Source organism: Streptomyces fulvoviolaceus, assembly GCF_000718165.1.
GTDB classification, from domain to species: domain Bacteria; phylum Actinomycetota; class Actinomycetes; order Streptomycetales; family Streptomycetaceae; genus Streptomyces; species Streptomyces fulvoviolaceus.
Genome location: NZ_JOEY01000005.1, coordinates 231403 through 248459, shown reverse-complemented (window position 1 = coordinate 248459; position 17057 = coordinate 231403). Strand labels below are relative to the sequence as shown.

The 17057-nt window shown below is 70.2% G+C and carries 16 protein-coding genes; 11 read left to right on the top strand and 5 right to left on the bottom strand.

Annotated elements, in window-relative coordinates:
• Nucleotides 1–303: 303 nt before the first annotated feature.
• The 3 genes from IG08_RS0107370 (at nucleotide 304) to IG08_RS55680 (ending at nucleotide 4114) form a co-directional block, all read left to right on the top strand.
• Nucleotides 304–660: a YciI family protein gene (locus IG08_RS0107370; RefSeq protein WP_030597782.1), complete on the top strand. Its 357-nt coding sequence runs from the start codon at nucleotides 304–306 to the stop codon at nucleotides 658–660.
• Nucleotides 661–765: 105 nt separating this feature from the next.
• Nucleotides 766–1974 carry an RNA polymerase sigma factor gene (locus tag IG08_RS0107365; protein WP_078655483.1) on the top strand — a complete coding sequence of 403 codons (1209 nt, stop codon included), beginning with the start codon at nucleotides 766–768 and terminating at the stop codon, nucleotides 1972–1974.
• Between the two features lie 100 nt (nucleotides 1975–2074).
• Nucleotides 2075–4114: a cell wall-binding repeat-containing protein gene (locus IG08_RS55680; protein ID WP_234342821.1), complete on the top strand. Its 2040-nt coding sequence runs from the start codon at nucleotides 2075–2077 to the stop codon at nucleotides 4112–4114.
• A gap of 4 nt (nucleotides 4115–4118) precedes the next feature.
• Here the strand turns inward: IG08_RS55680 and IG08_RS0107355 are convergent, their stop codons facing one another.
• A complete protein-coding gene (locus IG08_RS0107355) occupies nucleotides 4119–5279 on the bottom strand; it encodes a THUMP-like domain-containing protein (protein WP_030597779.1) in 1161 nt (386 codons plus the stop codon).
• 153 nt (nucleotides 5280–5432) lie between these two features.
• On the opposite strand from IG08_RS0107355, the gene IG08_RS0107350 reads away from it, so the two are divergent.
• The 4 genes from IG08_RS0107350 (at nucleotide 5433) to groL (ending at nucleotide 9435) form a co-directional block, all read left to right on the top strand.
• The gene (locus IG08_RS0107350) at nucleotides 5433–6311 is read left to right on the top strand and encodes a polysaccharide deacetylase family protein (RefSeq protein ID WP_030597778.1); all 879 of its coding nucleotides are present in this window, start codon (nucleotides 5433–5435) and stop codon (nucleotides 6309–6311) included.
• On the top strand, nucleotides 6308–7105 hold the full coding sequence (locus IG08_RS0107345; protein WP_030597777.1) for a polysaccharide deacetylase family protein: 798 nt from the start codon (nucleotides 6308–6310) through the stop codon (nucleotides 7103–7105). The genes IG08_RS0107350 and IG08_RS0107345 overlap by 4 nt, the downstream gene beginning before the upstream one ends.
• Nucleotides 7106–7387: 282 nt before the next feature.
• Nucleotides 7388–7696: a co-chaperone GroES gene (groES, locus tag IG08_RS0107340; protein WP_003998759.1), complete on the top strand. Its 309-nt coding sequence runs from the start codon at nucleotides 7388–7390 to the stop codon at nucleotides 7694–7696.
• A gap of 113 nt (nucleotides 7697–7809) precedes the next feature.
• Nucleotides 7810–9435: a chaperonin GroEL gene (gene groL, locus IG08_RS0107335; RefSeq protein ID WP_030597775.1), complete on the top strand. Its 1626-nt coding sequence runs from the start codon at nucleotides 7810–7812 to the stop codon at nucleotides 9433–9435.
• Nucleotides 9436–9503: 68 nt separating this feature from the next.
• On the opposite strand, the gene IG08_RS0107330 is transcribed toward groL, so the two are convergent.
• The 3 genes from IG08_RS0107330 to IG08_RS0107320 form a co-directional block, all read right to left on the bottom strand.
• Entirely contained in the window at nucleotides 9504–10193 is a 690-nt protein-coding gene (locus IG08_RS0107330) for an ester cyclase (protein ID WP_030597773.1), read from the bottom strand.
• A gap of 145 nt (nucleotides 10194–10338) precedes the next feature.
• Entirely contained in the window at nucleotides 10339–11112 is a 774-nt protein-coding gene (locus IG08_RS0107325; protein ID WP_030597771.1) for an SDR family NAD(P)-dependent oxidoreductase, read from the bottom strand.
• Nucleotides 11113–11209: 97 nt separating this feature from the next.
• Nucleotides 11210–11878 (bottom strand): MOSC domain-containing protein, encoded by a 669-nt coding sequence (locus IG08_RS0107320; protein ID WP_030597769.1) that lies wholly within the window; start codon nucleotides 11876–11878, stop codon nucleotides 11210–11212.
• Between the two features lie 80 nt (nucleotides 11879–11958).
• Between IG08_RS0107320 and IG08_RS0107315 the strand changes: the two genes are divergently transcribed.
• On the top strand, nucleotides 11959–12864 hold the full coding sequence (locus IG08_RS0107315) for a LysR family transcriptional regulator (protein ID WP_030597766.1): 906 nt from the start codon (nucleotides 11959–11961) through the stop codon (nucleotides 12862–12864).
• Nucleotides 12865–12909: 45 nt separating this feature from the next.
• On the opposite strand, the gene IG08_RS0107310 is transcribed toward IG08_RS0107315, so the two are convergent.
• A complete protein-coding gene (locus tag IG08_RS0107310; protein ID WP_030597763.1) occupies nucleotides 12910–13239 on the bottom strand; it encodes a WhiB family transcriptional regulator in 330 nt (109 codons plus the stop codon).
• Nucleotides 13240–13618: 379 nt separating this feature from the next.
• Between IG08_RS0107310 and IG08_RS0107305 the strand changes: the two genes are divergently transcribed.
• From IG08_RS0107305 to guaB, 3 genes are all read left to right on the top strand, one after another.
• Complete coding sequence (locus IG08_RS0107305) at nucleotides 13619–14230, top strand: response regulator transcription factor (RefSeq protein WP_003948568.1); 612 nt, start codon at nucleotides 13619–13621, stop codon at nucleotides 14228–14230.
• 492 nt (nucleotides 14231–14722) lie between these two features.
• Nucleotides 14723–15310, top strand: a complete 588-nt coding sequence (locus IG08_RS0107300) for a sigma-70 family RNA polymerase sigma factor (RefSeq protein WP_030597760.1) — start codon at nucleotides 14723–14725, stop codon at nucleotides 15308–15310.
• Between the two features lie 138 nt (nucleotides 15311–15448).
• Nucleotides 15449–16954, top strand: a complete 1506-nt coding sequence (gene guaB, locus IG08_RS0107295) for an IMP dehydrogenase (protein WP_030597757.1) — start codon at nucleotides 15449–15451, stop codon at nucleotides 16952–16954.
• Nucleotides 16955–17057: the final 103 nt, after the last annotated feature.

Sequence of the window (17057 nt, the reverse complement as noted above, 5' to 3'; positions counted from 1 at the left end):
CGGCCCGCCGTGTCTCCGCGCTCCGGAAGACGAGGGCGCCGTAGACGACGTACCAGATGGTGCGGTAGGCGCGCAGGGCCTGTTCGGGGGGCAGGCCGCTCCTCGGCAGGGCCGCTGGCCGTGGGGAGACTGGCTGCGGGTCTCCTGTGTCGGAAGCATCCGAAGGGCTCCCTGCCTGCGGAAACGCACCCCGCAGAAAAAACCTCGAAGAAATCCGTCGAGCCTGTCGATCCGGCTGTCTCCCGATCGACGCAGGGGTGAGAGGCCGGGAAGGACCCGGCCGGCCGGACCTGAGGAGTCACCATGCCCCGTTACCTGTCGCTCGTGCAGATCGACGAGAGCACCGCGCCCGCCGAGGGCCCCAGCCCCGAGCTGATGCAGCGCATGGGCGAGCTGATCGAGGAGATCACCAAGGCGGGGGTGATGCTCGACACCGCCGGGCTGACCCCGACGGCCCAGGGCACCCGGGTGCACTGGGAGGGCGGGAAGATCTCGGTCACCGACGGGCCCTTCACGGAGTCCAAGGAGGTCGTCGGCGGTTACGCGGTCATGCAGTGCAAGGACAAGGCCGAGGCGCTGGAGTGGACCAAGCGGTTCCTGAAGGTGCACGAGGAGTTCTGGACGGTGACCTGCGAGGTGCGGGAGATCGCGGAGGGCTGAGCGCCTGTTCCTTGGCTGTACGGCCGTACAGGTGTCGAATGGAGGGCTGTGACCCCACAGCCCTCCGCCACCGACCCCCGCGGCACCGTCGAGACGGTCTTCCGTATGGAGTCCGCGCGCATCATCGCCGGCGTCACCCGCATCGTCCGTGACGTCGGCATCGCCGAGGAGCTGGCCCAGGACGCGCTGGTCGCGGCCCTTGAGCAGTGGCCGCGCGACGGCGTCCCCGACAACCCGGGCGCCTGGCTCATGGCCACCGCCCGGCACCGCGCCGTGGACCTGGTCCGGCGCCGGGAGAACTACGCCCGCAAGCTGGCGGAGATGGGCCGGGACCTGTCGCACACACCCCCGCCCGAGGAGCCGTCGGCCCCCGACGACATCGACGACGACCTGCTCCGCCTCGTCTTCACCACCTGCCACCCGGTCCTCTCCGCCGAGGCCCGCATCGCGCTGACCCTCCGTCTCCTCGGCGGCCTCACCACCCCCGAGATCGCCCGCGCGTTCCTGGTCCCGGAATCCACGGTCGCCCAGCGCATCGTCCGCGCCAAGCGCACCCTCGCCGCGAAGAACATCGCCTTCGAGGTTCCCTACGGCCCCGACCGCGAGGCCCGCCTAGGCTCCGTCCTGGACGTCATCTACCTGATCTTCAACGAGGGTTACGCCGCCACGGCCGGCGACGACTGGCTGCGCCCGGCGCTCTGCGAGGACGCGCTGCGCCTGGCCCGCATCCTGTCCGCCCTGATGCCGAAGGAACCCGAAGTCCACGGCCTGACCTCCCTGTTGGAGTTCCAGGCGTCCCGGTCCGCGGCCCGCACGGACCCGTCCGGCGCACCGGTCCTCCTCAAGGACCAGAACCGCCGCCGCTGGAACCGCATGCTCATCGCCCGCGGCATCACCGCCCTCGGCCGCACCGACGCCACCGCGACCGGCGCCCCCGGCCCGTACGCCCTCCAGGCCGCCATCGCCGCCTGCCACGCACACGCGTACTCCTACGAGGACACCGACTGGGCGAGCATCGCGACCCTGTACACCCTGCTCGCCGCCCGCGCCCCGTCCCCGGTCGTCGAACTCAACAGGGCGGTCGCGGTGTCGATGGCGGACGGTCCGGAAGCGGCGTTGGAGATCGTCGACGCCCTCACCGCCGAACCCGCCCTGCGCGACTACCACTTGCTGCCCAGCGTCCGCGGCGACCTGCTGGCCCGGCTCGGCCGTACGGCGGAGGCCCGGGCGGAGTTCGAGCGGGCGGCGGAGCTGACGCGGAACGAACAGGAGCGGGGACTGCTGCTGGCCAGGGCCGACGCGTGCAAAGCGTAGTTCTCTTCCCTCGTCACTCTGTTCCCATGCGCCCCATCGGGAATCTACAGTGATCCAGCCCCTGTGCGGGGCTTGTGATGATCCATGGGGGGTCGACAACTTGAGACTGTTCACGCGCCGTGTCGCGACGCTCGCGACCGCGGCGGCGCTCGCCGCGGTGGGCGCCCTGGCCACCGCGCCCGGTGCCGCCGCCGACGACGCCGGTCCCTGGCCGGGCACCGAGGGCAAGATCCTCACCGACGGCCCGACGCTGGTCGACCCGGCCACCGGTGCCACCACGCAGGTGGGCAACTACATGGGTGCCTACGCGGCCTGGGCTCCGGACGGCAGCCGGATCGTCTCCGAATGGGGCGAGCTTGCCAGCATCCGACCCAGCGGGACCTCACGGTTCGTGCTGCCCTGGGCGTCGGGCGTGCGCTCCAGCGCCGAGCAGAAGGACCTCGCCTTCTGGTGGGGCGGCCGCTACGTCGTCTACTCCACCGGTGGCCAGCTCGTCTACGGCCCCTCCGACGCCTCGTGGGCTCCGCGGCCGCTGCTGACGGACGCCCAGGAGCCGTCGACCGTCTGCGACGAGGACCCGACGGTGAGCCCGGCCGGCCTGGTCGCCTTCTCACGCCGTATCAACTACGGCTGCTACGACAACGACGGCGTGTACGTCTACGACCCGACCGCGAAGACGGTCAAGCGGGTCCTCACCGACGCCGCGCAGCCGGCCTTCTCCCCGGACGGCAGCAAGCTCGCCTTCGTCCGCAACGTCGACGGCGGCCTGTCGCAGCTCTTCACCGCCAACGCCGACGGTACGGACGTCCAGCAGATCACCACCGACGGCCGCGGCTACCAGAACCCGTCCTGGTCGCCCACCGGCACCCGGATCATCTTCGACGCCCACACCTCCGGCGACAGCTCCGACGTGCACACCATCGAGTACGCCGACCTGGCCACCGGCGAGCTCACCAAGGTCCCGGGCACGCCGCAGGGCAGCAACCCCAGCTGGCAGCCGCTGCGCAAGAACTCCACCGGCCGGGTCTACGGCGCCGACACCTACGCCACCAACATCGCCTCCTCCCGCTGGACCTGGAACACGGTCGGCGAGAGCGTGCCGGGCCTGATGACCGCCAAGTCCGCGGTGCTGGTCAACCGGGACAGCGCGGCGTACTCGCTCACCGCGCCAGGGCTGGCCGGCCGGAAGCAGGCCCCGGTGCTGGGCACCTCGAAGAGCGGGCTGACCGCGGCGGTGAAGGCCGAGCTGAAGCGGATGCTGAAGCCGGGCAAGAACGTCTACCTCGTCGGCAACACCTCCGTCCTCAGCACCACGGTCTCCTCGCAGCTGAAGGCGCTCGGCTACGTCCCGAAGCGGCTGTCCGGCGCGGACCGGTACGCGACCTCCGTCTCGGTGGCGAAGTCCTTCACCAGCACCCCGAAGTACGTGTTCCTGGCCTCCGGCACCGACGCCTACGCGGCTCTCGCGGCGTCAGCCGCCGCCGGTTCCGACGGCACGGCCAGCGCGGGCGGCCTCGTCCTCACGAACGGCAGGACGCTGACCTCGTCGGTGAAGTCGTACCTCAACGGCCTCAACCCCAAGACGACCATGGTCATCACGGTGGGCTCGGACGCGAAGTACGCGCTGACCCACACGTCCTTCTCGAAGTGGCCGTCGTCGTACTCGTACTACCCGATCACGGGCGCCACCAAGGAAGCCCTCTCGGTGGCCGTCGCCAAGTTCTGGTGGACCGCGCCGAGCAACGTCGCCCTCGCCTACTCCGGCTCCTGGCGCGACGGGGTGTCCGCGGGCGCGGCGATGAACGTCTTCGGCCCCGTGTTGTGGACCTCCCGCCCGGACCTGTCCAGCGAGGTCAAGAGCTACCTGTTGCGCGAGTCAGCGAGCACGCAGTTCACGGTCGCCTTCGGCTCCACCGGCTCGGTCACGGCGGGCGCGCTGAACACCGCGGGCGCCGCGATCAGCGCGAGTTCGAGCCAGTTCGTGTACCACCCGTACCTCAACGGCGACGAGCCGCCGAGCACCCAGGCGAGCACCTTCGCCGCCCGCACCAACGACGGCCAGCCCGCCACCGTGGCGCGGTCCGGCCCGGTCGGCGCCGACCCGCACCTGGACCCGCTCAGGACGGTCCACCACCAGTAGGCGGCTACGCGGGGGCACCGATCAGCATCGTCGGCGCCCCCGCCACCCGGGTCAGGAACACGGTCGCCGAGTTCGGCCCCTGCGGCTTGACCTTCTTCCGCAGCTCCTCCGGCTCGACGGCCGACCCCCGCTTCTTCACGGTCAGGATCCCGACCCCGCGCTCCCGCAGCAGTGCCTTCAACTTCTTCAGGTTGAAGGGGAGTTGGTCGGTGATCTCGTACGCGGTGGCATACGGGGTCGCGCGCAGCTCGTCCGCGGTGACGTAGGCGATGGTCGGGTCGATCAGCCCGCCGTCGAGCTGTTCGGCCACCTCGGCGACCAGGTGGGCGCGGATGGCGGCGCCGTCGGGCTCGTACAAGTACCGCCCGACAGACCGGACTTCGGGGTCGGGGAGGCCGCGGCCGAGCAGTGTGCGCGGCCCCGGCAGCAGGGTCGCCCGCACCGCCCCGGGCTCTGTCCCGAACCACAGCACCGCCTCCTTCACATCACCCCCGTCCGAGATCCACTCGGCCTCGGCGTCCGCGGGAATCGCCTCGTGGGGGATGCCGGGCGCGATCTTCAGCGCGGCGTGCGGCGCCTTGAGGGCGGCCTCGACGGCCCAGGAGAGGGGCGGGGAGTAGGCCTCGGGGTCGAAGATCCGGCCCCGGCCGCCGCGCCGGGCGGGGTCCACGAACACGGCGTCGTACGCGGCCGTATCCACCTCCGTGACATCCGCCTCCCGCACCTCGACCAGATCGGCGATCCCCAGCGCGTCGGCGTTCGCCCGGGCCGCGGCGGCGGTGAGCGGATCGCGGTCCACGGCGAGGACCCGGATCCCGACCCGGGCGAGTGCGATCGCGTCGCCCCCGATGCCGCAGCACAGGTCGGCGACGGAGGTCACCCCCAGCGCCTTCAGCCGTTCCGCGCGATACGTCGCCACACTCGCCCGCGTCGACTGCTCCACCCCGTTCGGCGTGAAGAACATCCGCCCCGCGTCCTGGGGCCCGAACTTCGCCGCCGCCCGCTGCCGCAGCCGCGCCTGTCCGAGCGCCGCCGAGACGAGTTCGACGGGGTGTTCGCGGCGGAGCCTGGTGGCGACGGTGAGTTCGTCGGCGGGGGCGGTGTCGCGCACTTCGTCGAGGAGGGCGCGGCCCTCTGGGGTGAGGAGGGGAGCGAGGTCGTTCACCGGCTCATTGTGGGCCAGTCGGTGGACGGTGCGCCTCCGGCGGCGGTGTCGGCGCCGGCCCGAGGCGGTGACCTGCGAAGATCCGACACCATGCGAGAAGTAGGACAAAATTACAAAAACCGGTCTTCCGGGGTGCGGAGTCGGTCGTCGAGGGTGCGGGGTGGCGTCGCCGTCCTCGCCGTCGCCGCCGTCGCCTCCGGCTGTGCGCAGGGCGACGGCTCCCGGGTGCCCCCCGCCCCCGGCCAGCAGCGCCTCCAGGCGCCCCCGGCCCGCGCCCTCGACGGCTACGCCACCAAGCTGCGTGCCGCGTACAAGGCCCGGGCGGCGGCGACGAAACGCTGGGGCCTGAAGAAGGTCCCGCTGACACCCCCGGCGCCGCCCGCGAAGAAGCCGCGCATCACCACCCGCAAGGGCTTCGAGGTCGACGGCCACGAGAAGTTGGGCCTGCCGCCGATCTTCACCACCATCCCCACCAAGCAGAAGATCGTCTTCCTCACCATCGACGACGGCGCCGAGAAGGACCCGGCGTTCCTGCGCATGATGAGCGAACTGAAGATCCCGTACACCGCCTTCCTCAGCGACTACCTGGTCAAGGAGGACTACGGCTACTTCAAGAAGATGCAGGCCAGAGGGGTCGTACTCAACAACCACACCCTCCATCACCCCTACCTGCCCGGACTTTCCTACGCCCGCCAGAAGCACGAGATCTGTGGCATGCAGGACGTCATCGAGAAGCACTACGGCAAGCGCCCCACTCTCTTCCGCCCGCCCTTCGGCAACTACAACGAGGACACCCTGCGCGCCGCGAAGTCCTGCGGGGTGAAGTACGCGCCGATCTGGAACGAGGAGGTCTTCGTCGACCACTGGGAGTACCGCGAATGGGACCGGAAGATCCGCCCCGGTGACATCGTCCTCAGCCACTTCCGGGGCCGGGAGGACTGGAAGGGCACGATGCCCGACATGATCCGCCGCTTCCTCGACAAGATCACGGCCGAGGGGTACGCGGTGGCACGGCTGGAGGACTACCTGTGAGGTCGCGCGGGCTGGTGGCCGCGGTCCTGGCGACCTTGTTGCTCGCCGGCTGCGCCCAGTCCGTCGACCCCATCGAGCGGCTGGGCAAGAAGGCGGCGCAGCGGGTGGGGTCGTACGGGCCGGAGGGCGCGGGCGAGCGGCCGTACCGCCGCTGGGGCCTCACGGTCCCACTCGCCGCACCCCCGAGGCGCCCGGCGAAGCCCGCCCTCGCGGGGCTGCCCGTCGTGAACCACATCCCCACCCCCGACAAGGTCGTCTTCCTGACCTACGACGACGGAGCCGAGAAGGACCCGCGGTTCGTCGACATGGTCCGCGAACTGCGCCTGCCGGTCACCCTGTTCCTCACGGACAGCGTCGTCGGCCCCGGGTACGGCCACTTCGCGCGCCTCCAGTCGGTCGGCGCGAGCATCCAGAACCACACTCTCGACCACCCCGCCCTGCGCGGCCTGCCCTACGTCGGCCAGCGCGCCGAGATCTGCGGCCAGCAGGACAAGGTCAAGTCCCGCTTCGGCATCCGCCCCCGCCTCCTCCGCCCGCCCTACGGCACGTACGACACGACGACACTCCATGCGGCGGCCGACTGCGGGCTCGCGGCGGTCGTGCTGTGGCGGGCGTCGATGGAGGGGGACGAGCTGAGCTTCGTAGCGGGCGAGAAGCGGCTGCGGGCGGGCGACATCGTGTCGGTGGCGTCGGGTGAGGTGGCGGGCCAGGCCCTCGTGGAGCGGACGACGAGGCTGCTGCGGGAGATCCAGGGGCGAGGGCTGACGGTGGGGCGCCTGGAGGACTACCTGTAGTCGGGTCTTCGTGTTGTGTCGGGCCGACAGCGGGGGCCTGGGGGCGGCAGCCCCCAGAGACGGCCACGACGGCACAGGGCGCCAGCAAACCAACCCGGCCGGCGCCGCGAATTGGCACTCCGCTTGACCGAGTGCTAATCGCAGTCATAGTCTCGGCCCTGGCACTCCCCACTGGAGAGTGCCAATAGCGACGGGCAGGTCCGGCACCCGCGACGACGGATCCACCTGGTCGCCACCTCAGACAGTTAACCCCGTGAGATCTCCGAAGGGGGAGGTCGGATCGTGACGACCACCAGCTCCAAGGTTGCCATCAAGCCGCTCGAGGACCGCATTGTGGTCCAGCCGCTCGACGCTGAGCAGACCACCGCCTCTGGCCTGGTCATCCCGGACACCGCCAAGGAGAAGCCCCAGGAGGGCGTCGTCCTGGCCGTGGGCCCGGGCCGCTTCGAGAACGGCGAGCGCCTGCCGCTCGACGTCAAGACCGGCGACATCGTGCTGTACAGCAAGTACGGCGGCACCGAGGTGAAGTACAACGGCGAGGAGTACCTCGTCCTCTCGGCTCGCGACGTGCTCGCGATCATCGAGAAGTAATTCACCCCAGTTTTGCAGTGAGCTGCGCCCCTGGCCCCCGCGATCGTCAAGAAGCCGGGTGCCGGGGGCGCGGTTCGTTCTCCCAAAGTTTCCGAGAGGGCTGAACCGCTCCCATGGCGAAGATCCTGAAGTTCGACGAGGACGCCCGTCGCGCCCTTGAGCGCGGCGTCAACAAGCTTGCCGACACCGTGAAGGTGACGATCGGCCCCAAGGGCCGCAACGTCGTCATCGACAAGAAGTTCGGCGCCCCCACCATCACCAACGACGGCGTCACCATCGCGCGCGAGGTCGAGCTCGACGACCCGTACGAGAACCTCGGTGCCCAGCTGGTGAAGGAGGTGGCGACCAAGACCAACGACATCGCGGGTGACGGCACCACCACCGCCACCGTGCTCGCCCAGGCGCTCGTGCGCGAGGGCCTGCGCAATGTCGCCGCGGGTGCCTCCCCGGCCGCCCTGAAGAAGGGCATCGACGCCGCCGTCAAGGCCATCTCCGACGAGCTCCTCGCGACCGCCCGTCCGATCGACGAGAAGTCCGACATCGCCGCCGTCGCCGGTCTGTCCGCCCAGGACACCCAGGTGGGCGAGCTCATCGCCGAGGCGATGGACAAGGTCGGCAAGGACGGTGTCATCACCGTCGAGGAGTCCAACACCTTCGGTCTGGAGCTGGACTTCACCGAGGGCATGGCCTTCGACAAGGGCTACCTGTCGCCGTACTTCGTGACGGACCAGGAGCGCATGGAGGCCGTCCTCGACGACCCGTACATCCTGATCAACCAGGGCAAGATCTCCTCGATCCAGGACCTGCTGCCGCTGCTCGAGAAGGTCATCCAGTCGGGTGCCTCCAAGCCGCTGCTGATCATCGCCGAGGACGTCGAGGGCGAGGCCCTGTCGACCCTGGTCGTGAACAAGATCCGCGGCACCTTCAACGCGGTCGCGGTCAAGGCTCCCGGCTTCGGCGACCGTCGCAAGGCGATGCTGCAGGACCTGGCGGTCCTCACCGGCGCCACGGTCATCTCCGAGGAGGTCGGCCTCAAGCTCGACCAGGCCGGCCTGGACGTGCTGGGCTCCGCCCGCCGTATCACGGTCACCAAGGACGACACCACGGTCGTCGACGGCGCCGGCAACCACGAGGACGTCGTGGGCCGCGTCAACCAGATCAAGGCCGAGATCGAGAACACCGACTCCGACTGGGACCGCGAGAAGCTCCAGGAGCGCCTCGCGAAGCTGGCCGGCGGCGTGTGCGTGATCAAGGTCGGCGCCGCCACCGAGGTGGAGCTGAAGGAGAAGAAGCACCGTCTGGAGGACGCCATCTCCGCGACCCGCGCCGCGGTCGAGGAGGGCATCGTCTCCGGTGGTGGCTCCGCTCTGGTGCACGCCGCCAAGGTGCTCGAGGGCGGCCTCGGCCGCACCGGCGACGAGGCCACCGGTGTCGCCGTCGTCCGCCGCGCGGTCGTCGAGCCGCTGCGCTGGATCGCCGAGAACGCCGGCCTGGAGGGCTACGTCATCACCTCCAAGGTCGCCGAGCTCGACAAGGGCCAGGGCTTCAACGCCGCGACCGGCGAGTACGGCGACCTGGTCAAGGCCGGCGTCATCGACCCGGTCAAGGTCACCCGCTCCGCCCTGGAGAACGCCGCCTCCATCGCCTCCCTCCTCCTCACGACCGAGACCCTGGTCGTCGAGAAGAAGGAAGAGGAGGAGCCGGCCGCCGGTGGTCACAGCCACGGCCACTCCCACTGAGCCTCACGCTCGTAAAAGGGCCCCGTTCCGCACGCGAGTGCCGGAGCGGGGCCCTTCCCCTTCGCGGGTCACTGACCGAGTACCCCCAGCTGCTCCAGCAGCCCGGCCCGGTCGTACTGCCACCATCCCTCGCAGATCCGCCCGTCCCGGAACCGGTGCCAGGTCGTCCCGGTCATGGTGACGTTCTGGCCGGTGGCCGGGATCCCCACGAAGTCGCCCGTGTGCCGGCCGGCCCAGCTCCAGCGGGTGCACACCTTGTCGTCCTGGGCGAGCTGGTCGTCGACCCGGAAGGTGAATTCGAAGGCCTGCCGCCACCCCGCGTACTCCTCGCGCGCCCCTGCCAGCCCCAGGTCCTCGGGATTGGCGGGGTCGTGGTCCACGTAGTCGTCGGAGAACCGCTCGAACAGCGCCTCCGCCCCGGCCCGCCCGGCCTCCTCGAAGAACCCCCGCGCCACCCCGCGGTTGAGCTGCTCGTCCCGCACGACATCCAGGTCGGTGAAGGTGGGCATCTCGTCGCACAGCGCGACCATCTCCCGGAAGATCTTGTCCGTCTCCGGCAGATTGGAGTTCCGCATGGCCTCCTCGTACGACGGGAACTCCACGATCTCGACGAAGTGCGACGCGTCGGAGCGGTCCTTCCCGACCACCGCGTGCGTCGCCGTCCGCTTCCCCTTGGTCTGCTCGACCCATGTGTCCATCAGCCGGTCCAACTCGTCGAACCGACTGGTCCTGCAGTCAATGAGCTGCACAAATGTCATGACGCCGCCTCCGACCCCCTGGGTCCGGCTGAACATCTCCATTGTCCCCCTTTGCGCCACGAGTGTCGGCGCGGAGGGAGCGGTCCGTATCAGCGGGGCGACATCGGCCCCAGGGCCATCCCCCTGGCCCTGGAGGAGCCGCGCCCTACTGAGGGCCGTACTTCCGCCCGGTCCGCGAGCTGATCCCGCCCAGCAGCGCCCGGGGCGTCACCTTCACCAGACCCATCAGCGCCTTGTACCGCGGGTCCGGGATCGACAAGGTCTTCCCCCGCGCGAGGTCGTGCAGCGCCGCCGCCACCAGCTTGTCCGCGTCCAGCCACATCCACCCCGGGATGTTGTCCGTCCCCATCCCGGCCCGCTGATGGAACTCCGTACGGACGAACCCGGGGCACAGCGCCATCAGCCGCAGCCCGCTCCCGGCCAGGTCCTTCGCCACGCCCTGCGTGAACTGCACGACCCACGCCTTGGACGCCCCGTACGTCCCGCGCGGCACGAACGCCGCCACCGACGCGACGTTGACGACACCGCCCCGCCCCCGCTCCCGCATCGCCTCCGTGGCCGCCGAGGTCAGCCGGAGCACCGCCTCGCAGTGGACCTTGAGCATCTTCAGCTCGTCGGCCATGGAGACGTCGAGATAGCGGCCCTTGTTGCCGAAGCCGGCGTTGTTGACCAGCAGGTCGACGGGATTCCTGCGGTCGGAGAGCCGTGCGGCGACCGTCTCGATGCCGTCGTCCGTCGCCAGGTCGGCCGTCAGCACCTCCGCCTCGATGCCGTGCCGGTCGTGCAGTTCGGTCGCCTGTTCCTGAAGACGCTTGGTGTCCCGGGCCACCAGCACCAGGTTGTGGCCGTCAGCGGCGAGGCGCCGCGCGAACGCGGCACCGATGCCCGCGGTCGATCCCGTAATCAATGCCGTTGTCATGGCGCAAGGTTAGTGACCCGGACTGGGTGCGTCCGATTGCTGCACACCGCCTCCCGGTCGGTGAAGGCCACGAGGAGAGCTGCCCTGTGAGGGGAGGTCAGGCCCCGTTCGCCGCCGCGTACTTCCGCGCCGCCGCCAGCGCCTCCGGATGCAGGGCCTCGCCCGCCGCGAGCAGCCGCGGCAGCAGTCCCCGCTCCGTGGTCACCGCCCGGAACTGCAGCGCCACCGTCACGTCGTGGTCCGGCCGGTGCACGACCTCGATCGGGTCGCCCGCGCGGATCTCACCGGGCTCGATCACCCGCAGATACGCCCCCGGCGCGCCCCGCTCCGTGAACCGCTTCACCCACCGCTTCTCACCCACGTGCTCCTGGAAGGTGTGGCACGGAATCCGCCCGCAGGTGACCTCAAGCACCAGCTCGGCCCCGATCCGCCAGCGCTCTCCGATCCGCGCGCCGGACACGTCGACGCCCAGGGTCGTGAGGTTCTCCCCGAAGGCGCCGTTCGCGAGCGGCCGTCCCAACTCGCGCTCCCAGTCGTCCAGGTCCTCGCGTGCGACCGCGTACACGGCCTGGTCGTTGCCGCCGTGGTGGCGCCGGTCGCACACCTGGTCCCCGGCCAGTCCGCTGCCCCCGGTGCCCTTGGGCCCGGGCGCCGACACCCGCACCGGCCCGTCGGCCGGCCGCTTGTCGATGCCGGTCAGCCCCTCCGGCTGGTCCGTGTACGGCACGCTCTGCGCGCGGCCCAGGTTCAGAGACAGAAGCTTCATGACGACACGGTAGGCGGCCGCCGCCCAAAGCGTCGACGCGATATCGGGCGTCGTATCAAAGCCTCACTTATCCTCGAAGGGTGATCGAGGCCCGTCATCTCCGCGTCCTGCGCGCCGTGTCCGCCACCGGCTCCTTCTCGGCCGCGGGGCGCGAACTGGGCTGCACCCAGCCCGCCGTCAGCCAGCAGATGAAGGCCCTGGAGGCGTCCGTGGGCACACCCCTGCTGATCCGCAGCGGACGCGAGATGCGGCTGACGCAGGCGGGGGAGGCGCTCGTCCGGCACGCCGCCGGGATTCTCGCCGGACTCACGGCGGCGGAGGAGGAGGTCGCGGCGATCGCCGGACTGCGCGCGGGACGGGTGCGGCTCGTGTCCTTCCCCAGCGGCAGCTCCACCCTCGTCCCCACCGCTCTCGCCGCCCTGCGCGCCGCGCACCCCGGCACCCGCGTCTCCCTGGAGGAGGCCGAACCGCCGCAGTCCGTCGAGCTGTTGCGCGCGGGCGACTGCGATGTGGCGCTCGCCTTCCGGTACGAGGGTGCGGCGGGCGCTCCGGAAGGTGAGTGGGACGACCTCGTCGTACGGCCGCTGCTGACCGACCGGCTCGTCGCCCTCGTACCCGAACGCCACCGCCTAGCGCGCGCGGAGTCGGTGGCGATCGGCGAACTCGCCCGGGAGCCGTGGATCGCCGGCTGCCCGCGCTGCCGCGGCCAGTTGGTCGAGGTGTGCGAGGGCGCAGGCTTCACGCCCCGCATCGACTTCGCGACCGACGACTATCCGGCGGTGGTCGGCCTGGTGGGGGCGGGACTGGGCGTCGCCGTCCTGCCCCAGCTCGCGATCGAGTCCGTACGGCCACGAGGTGCGCGCACGGTGACGCTGGAACCGGCGGTCCGGCGGGAGATCGTCGCCCTCACGCTGCCGGACCTGGCCCAGGTGCCTGCGGTGGCGGCGACGTTGGACCAGCTCGCGCTTGCGGCGGGCCAGAAGTGAAGTGAGGGCACGCGCACGCGTGCCCTCACTTGAAGAAACGTTCCTTCAATTGTTCGAGGAGCTGCTTCCGGCGGATGCGGACGCCGACACCAGCCGGTGCCGTGCCCGTCCCATCAACTCCTCGCGCTCGTCCTCGGTCAGCCCGCCCCACACGCCGTACGGCTCTCTCACCGCGAGCGCGTGTGCCGCGCACTGCGCGCGCACCGGGCACCTCATGCAGACCTCCTTGGCCGAGTTCTCACGAGCGCTCCGAGCCGCACCGCGCTCGCCCTCCGGATGGAAGAAGAGCGAGCTGTCGACCCCGCGGCAGGCAGCCAGGAGCTGCCAGTCCCACAGGTCCGCGTTCGGTCCGGGAAGGCGGGAGAAATCTGCCATTGCGTGACCCCTTGTAGCCGTTCTGGGCGGATACGGTGTCCACGACCGTACATCTACGATCTAAGGAGATGAAAATATGACTCATTGCGAATCTAGCCTCAGACACCAGCAAAAGGGAAGAAAAGGGTCTAAATGGGGCACCGGTTGTGATGAAACGTTGTGGGTCCGCCCTGCATGTCTCCATCGTGTCCGCGCCCTCACGTAGAGTGCCGAAGATGGCACACGGCCCCGTAACTCTTTCGAGTGACCGTCGTTGAGAGTGCGGAGGCGGTTGAAGCAACAAGCTCGGGCAGTTGTCCGAGCCGGTCGACCGCACAGGTGACGATTTCGTACCAGCCTGGAGGCTCAAGGTGACGTGCATCAGCTGCGGAGGGCGGCCATGACATCCGTCCTCGTCTGCGACGACTCCCCGCTTGCCCGAGAGGCGCTCCGCCGCGCGGTCGCGACCGTGCCCGGCGTCGAGCGCGTGACGACCGCGGCCAACGGCGAGGAAGTCCTCCGCCGCTGGGGCGCCGACCGTTCGGACCTGATTCTGATGGACGTACGCATGCCCGGTCTGGGCGGCGTCGAGACCGTCCGGCGGCTGCTGTCCGCCGACCCGGGTGCGCGCATCATCATGCTCACCGTCGCCGAGGACCTGGACGGCGTGGCGCTGGCGGTCGCCGCCGGTGCCCGGGGCTATCTGCACAAGGACGCCTCGCGCGCCGAACTGCGCGCCACCGTCACGCAGGCCCTCGCCGACCCGACCTGGCGGCTGGCCCCGCGCCGGCTGCGCTCCGCCGAGATGGGGGCCGCGCCGACGCTCACCGCGCGTGAGATCCAGGTCCTCGAAGGCATGAGCCACGGCCGCTCGAACGCCGAGATCGGCCGCGAGCTGTTCCTCTCCGAGGACACCGTCAAGACGCATGCCCGGCGGCTCTTCAAGAAGCTCGGCGCCTCGGACCGGGCGCACGCGGTGGCGCTCGGCTTCCGCTGGGGCCTGGTTCGCTGAGCAGGGCCGCGTGTGTCGTAGCGGGGGTTCGACAATCCCCGCCTACCTCACGGTGGGCGGGGACGAGCGACCCCGAGGAAGTTCAGGCACGCCCCCGCGCCGCCCGGCACGCACGCTCGCCGCACCGGCCGAAGGCCCTGGTGGCTCGTCCCCCACTCGCGGTTTCGCCCGAGCGGGGGAACCTCCATCGAGGACCTTCGTCCGGCACGCCGAGAGCACGTGCCGGCCGCTGACACCAACTGCTGCCGCGGCGGGCGTGGGAACGCATCTGCACCGCCCCGGAGTCGCTCGTCAAAGCGGCTTGCCGGGTGCCCGCTGCTCGTTTCGCCGCGGATGCCGCATCCTTGAGGTGTGGAGTTCCTCGGGGACGAGTCGGTCGAGCGGAAGGGGAGGGCGCAGGAGATGAGTGCCGGCGCACCTGCTCATAACGCTTCGGTGCACAACAACGGGCGCGATGCCACGGATCAGACGACGCCAAGGCACCATGGACCGATGCGTGACGACGAGGCTGCCAGCGCCCCTGGGGCGATTGGTGCGCTCGTCCATCGCGCGGTCGACGGAGACGAGCAGGCCACACACGACCTGCTCGCCCATGTCCACCCCTTGGCGTTGCGCTACTGCCGCACCCGTCTGTCCCGTCTCCCGGGCGACGCCCGGCACTTCGTGGAGGACTTGGCGCAGGAGGTCTGTGTCGCCGTCCTCCTCGCCCTGCCGCGTTACCGGGACACCGGCCGCCCCTTCGAGGCGTTCGTCTTCGCGATCGCCGCGCACAAGGTCGCGGACCTGCAGCGCGCGGCGATGCGCCACCCCGGCTCGACGGCGGTCCCGTCCGACGAGATGCCGGAACGCCCGGACGACTCCCTCGGCCCCGAGGAGCGCGCCCTGCTGAGCAGCGACGCCGAATGGGCCAAGAAACTGCTGGCCAACCTCCCCGAGAACCAGCGGGAGCTGTTGCTGCTGCGCATCGCGGTGGGGTTGACCGCGGAGGAGACGGGTCAGATGTTGGGAATGTCACCCGGTGCGGTCCGGGTGGCGCAGCACAGGGCGCTGAGCAGGCTGCGCGCGCTGGCCGAGCAGTAGTCCCTTTGTTGAACGGGCGTTGCGCCGGTTCCGTACGAACATACGAAGCTTCTGTCACCGGAAACCCTGGAATTCGGGACCTCTGCTTCCCGTTAGCATGGACATCCGCACCGATCAAGGCCATTTGGGGAAGGTGTCATGACTGCGAACGTCGACGGAGTGCCCGGTAAATTCGCGACACTAGGGCTGACCTACGACGACGTGCTGCTGCTGCCGGGTGCATCGGAAGTGCTCCCCAACGCGGTCGACACCTCGTCCCGCATCTCCCGCAACGTCCGGGTGAACATCCCGCTGCTCTCGGCGGCGATGGACAAGGTGACCGAGTCCCGCATGGCGATCGCGATGGCCCGCCAGGGCGGCGTCGGCGTGCTGCACCGCAACCTCTCCATCGAGGACCAGGTCAACCAGGTCGACCTGGTGAAGCGCTCCGAGTCCGGCATGGTCACCGACCCGATCACCGTGCACCCGGACGCCACGCTGGCCGAGGCCGACGCCCTGTGTGCCAAGTTCCGCATCAGCGGCGTGCCCGTCACCGACGGCAACAAGAAGCTGCTCGGCATCGTCACCAACCGCGACATGGCCTTCGAGACCGACCGCTCGCGTCAGGTGCGCGAGGTCATGACGCCGATGCCGCTGGTCACCGGCCACGTCGGGATCTCCGGTGCGGACGCCATGGAGCTGCTGCGCCGCCACAAGATCGAGAAGCTTCCCCTGGTCGACGACGCGGGCGTCCTCAAGGGCCTCATCACGGTCAAGGACTTCGTCAAGGCGGAGAAGTACCCGAACGCCGCGAAGGACGCCGAGGGCCGGCTGCTCGTCGGTGCCGCCGTGGGCGCCAGCCCCGAGGCGCTGGAGCGGGCCCAGGCCCTCGCCGAGGCCGGTGTGGACTTCCTGGTCGTCGACACCTCGCACGGCCACAACAGCAACGCCCTCAGCTGGATGTCGAAGATCAAGTCGAGCGTGCGCGTCGACGTGATCGGCGGCAATGTCGCCACGCGTGACGGCGCCCAGGCGCTGGTCGACGCCGGTGTCGACGGCATCAAGGTCGGTGTGGGCCCCGGCTCCATCTGTACCACCCGCGTGGTCGCCGGCATCGGCGTCCCGCAGGTCACCGCCATCTACGAGGCATCCCTCGCGGCCCGCGCGGCCGGCGTCCCGCTGATCGGCGACGGCGGCCTGCAGTACTCCGGCGACATCGGCAAGGCGCTGGCCGCCGGTGCCGACACCGTGATGCTCGGCAGCCTTCTCGCGGGCTGCGAGGAGTCGCCCGGTGAGCTGCAGTTCATCAACGGCAAGCAGTTCAAGTCGTACCGCGGCATGGGCTCGCTGGGCGCCATGCAGTCCCGCGGTCAGGGCCGGTCGTACTCGAAGGACCGCTACTTCCAGGCCGAGGTGGCCTCCGACGACAAGCTCGTGCCCGAGGGCATCGAGGGCCAGGTGCCCTACCGCGGCCCGCTGGCCAACGTGCTGCACCAGCTCGTCGGCGGTCTGCGCCAGACCATGGGCTATGTGGGTGCCGCCACCATCGAGGAGATGGAGTCCAAGGGCCGCTTCGTGCGGATCACCTCGGCGGGCCTCAAGGAGAGCCACCCGCACGACATCCAGATGACGGTCGAGGCGCCGAACTACAGCCGCAATAAGTAGTCACCAGGCTTCCGCAGGGCGGCCCCGGGTACTCCGGGGCCGCCCTTGTCGTACCCGTCGGTGATACTGGAAGACGCTGAAACGCAGAAGGAAAGGCCACACA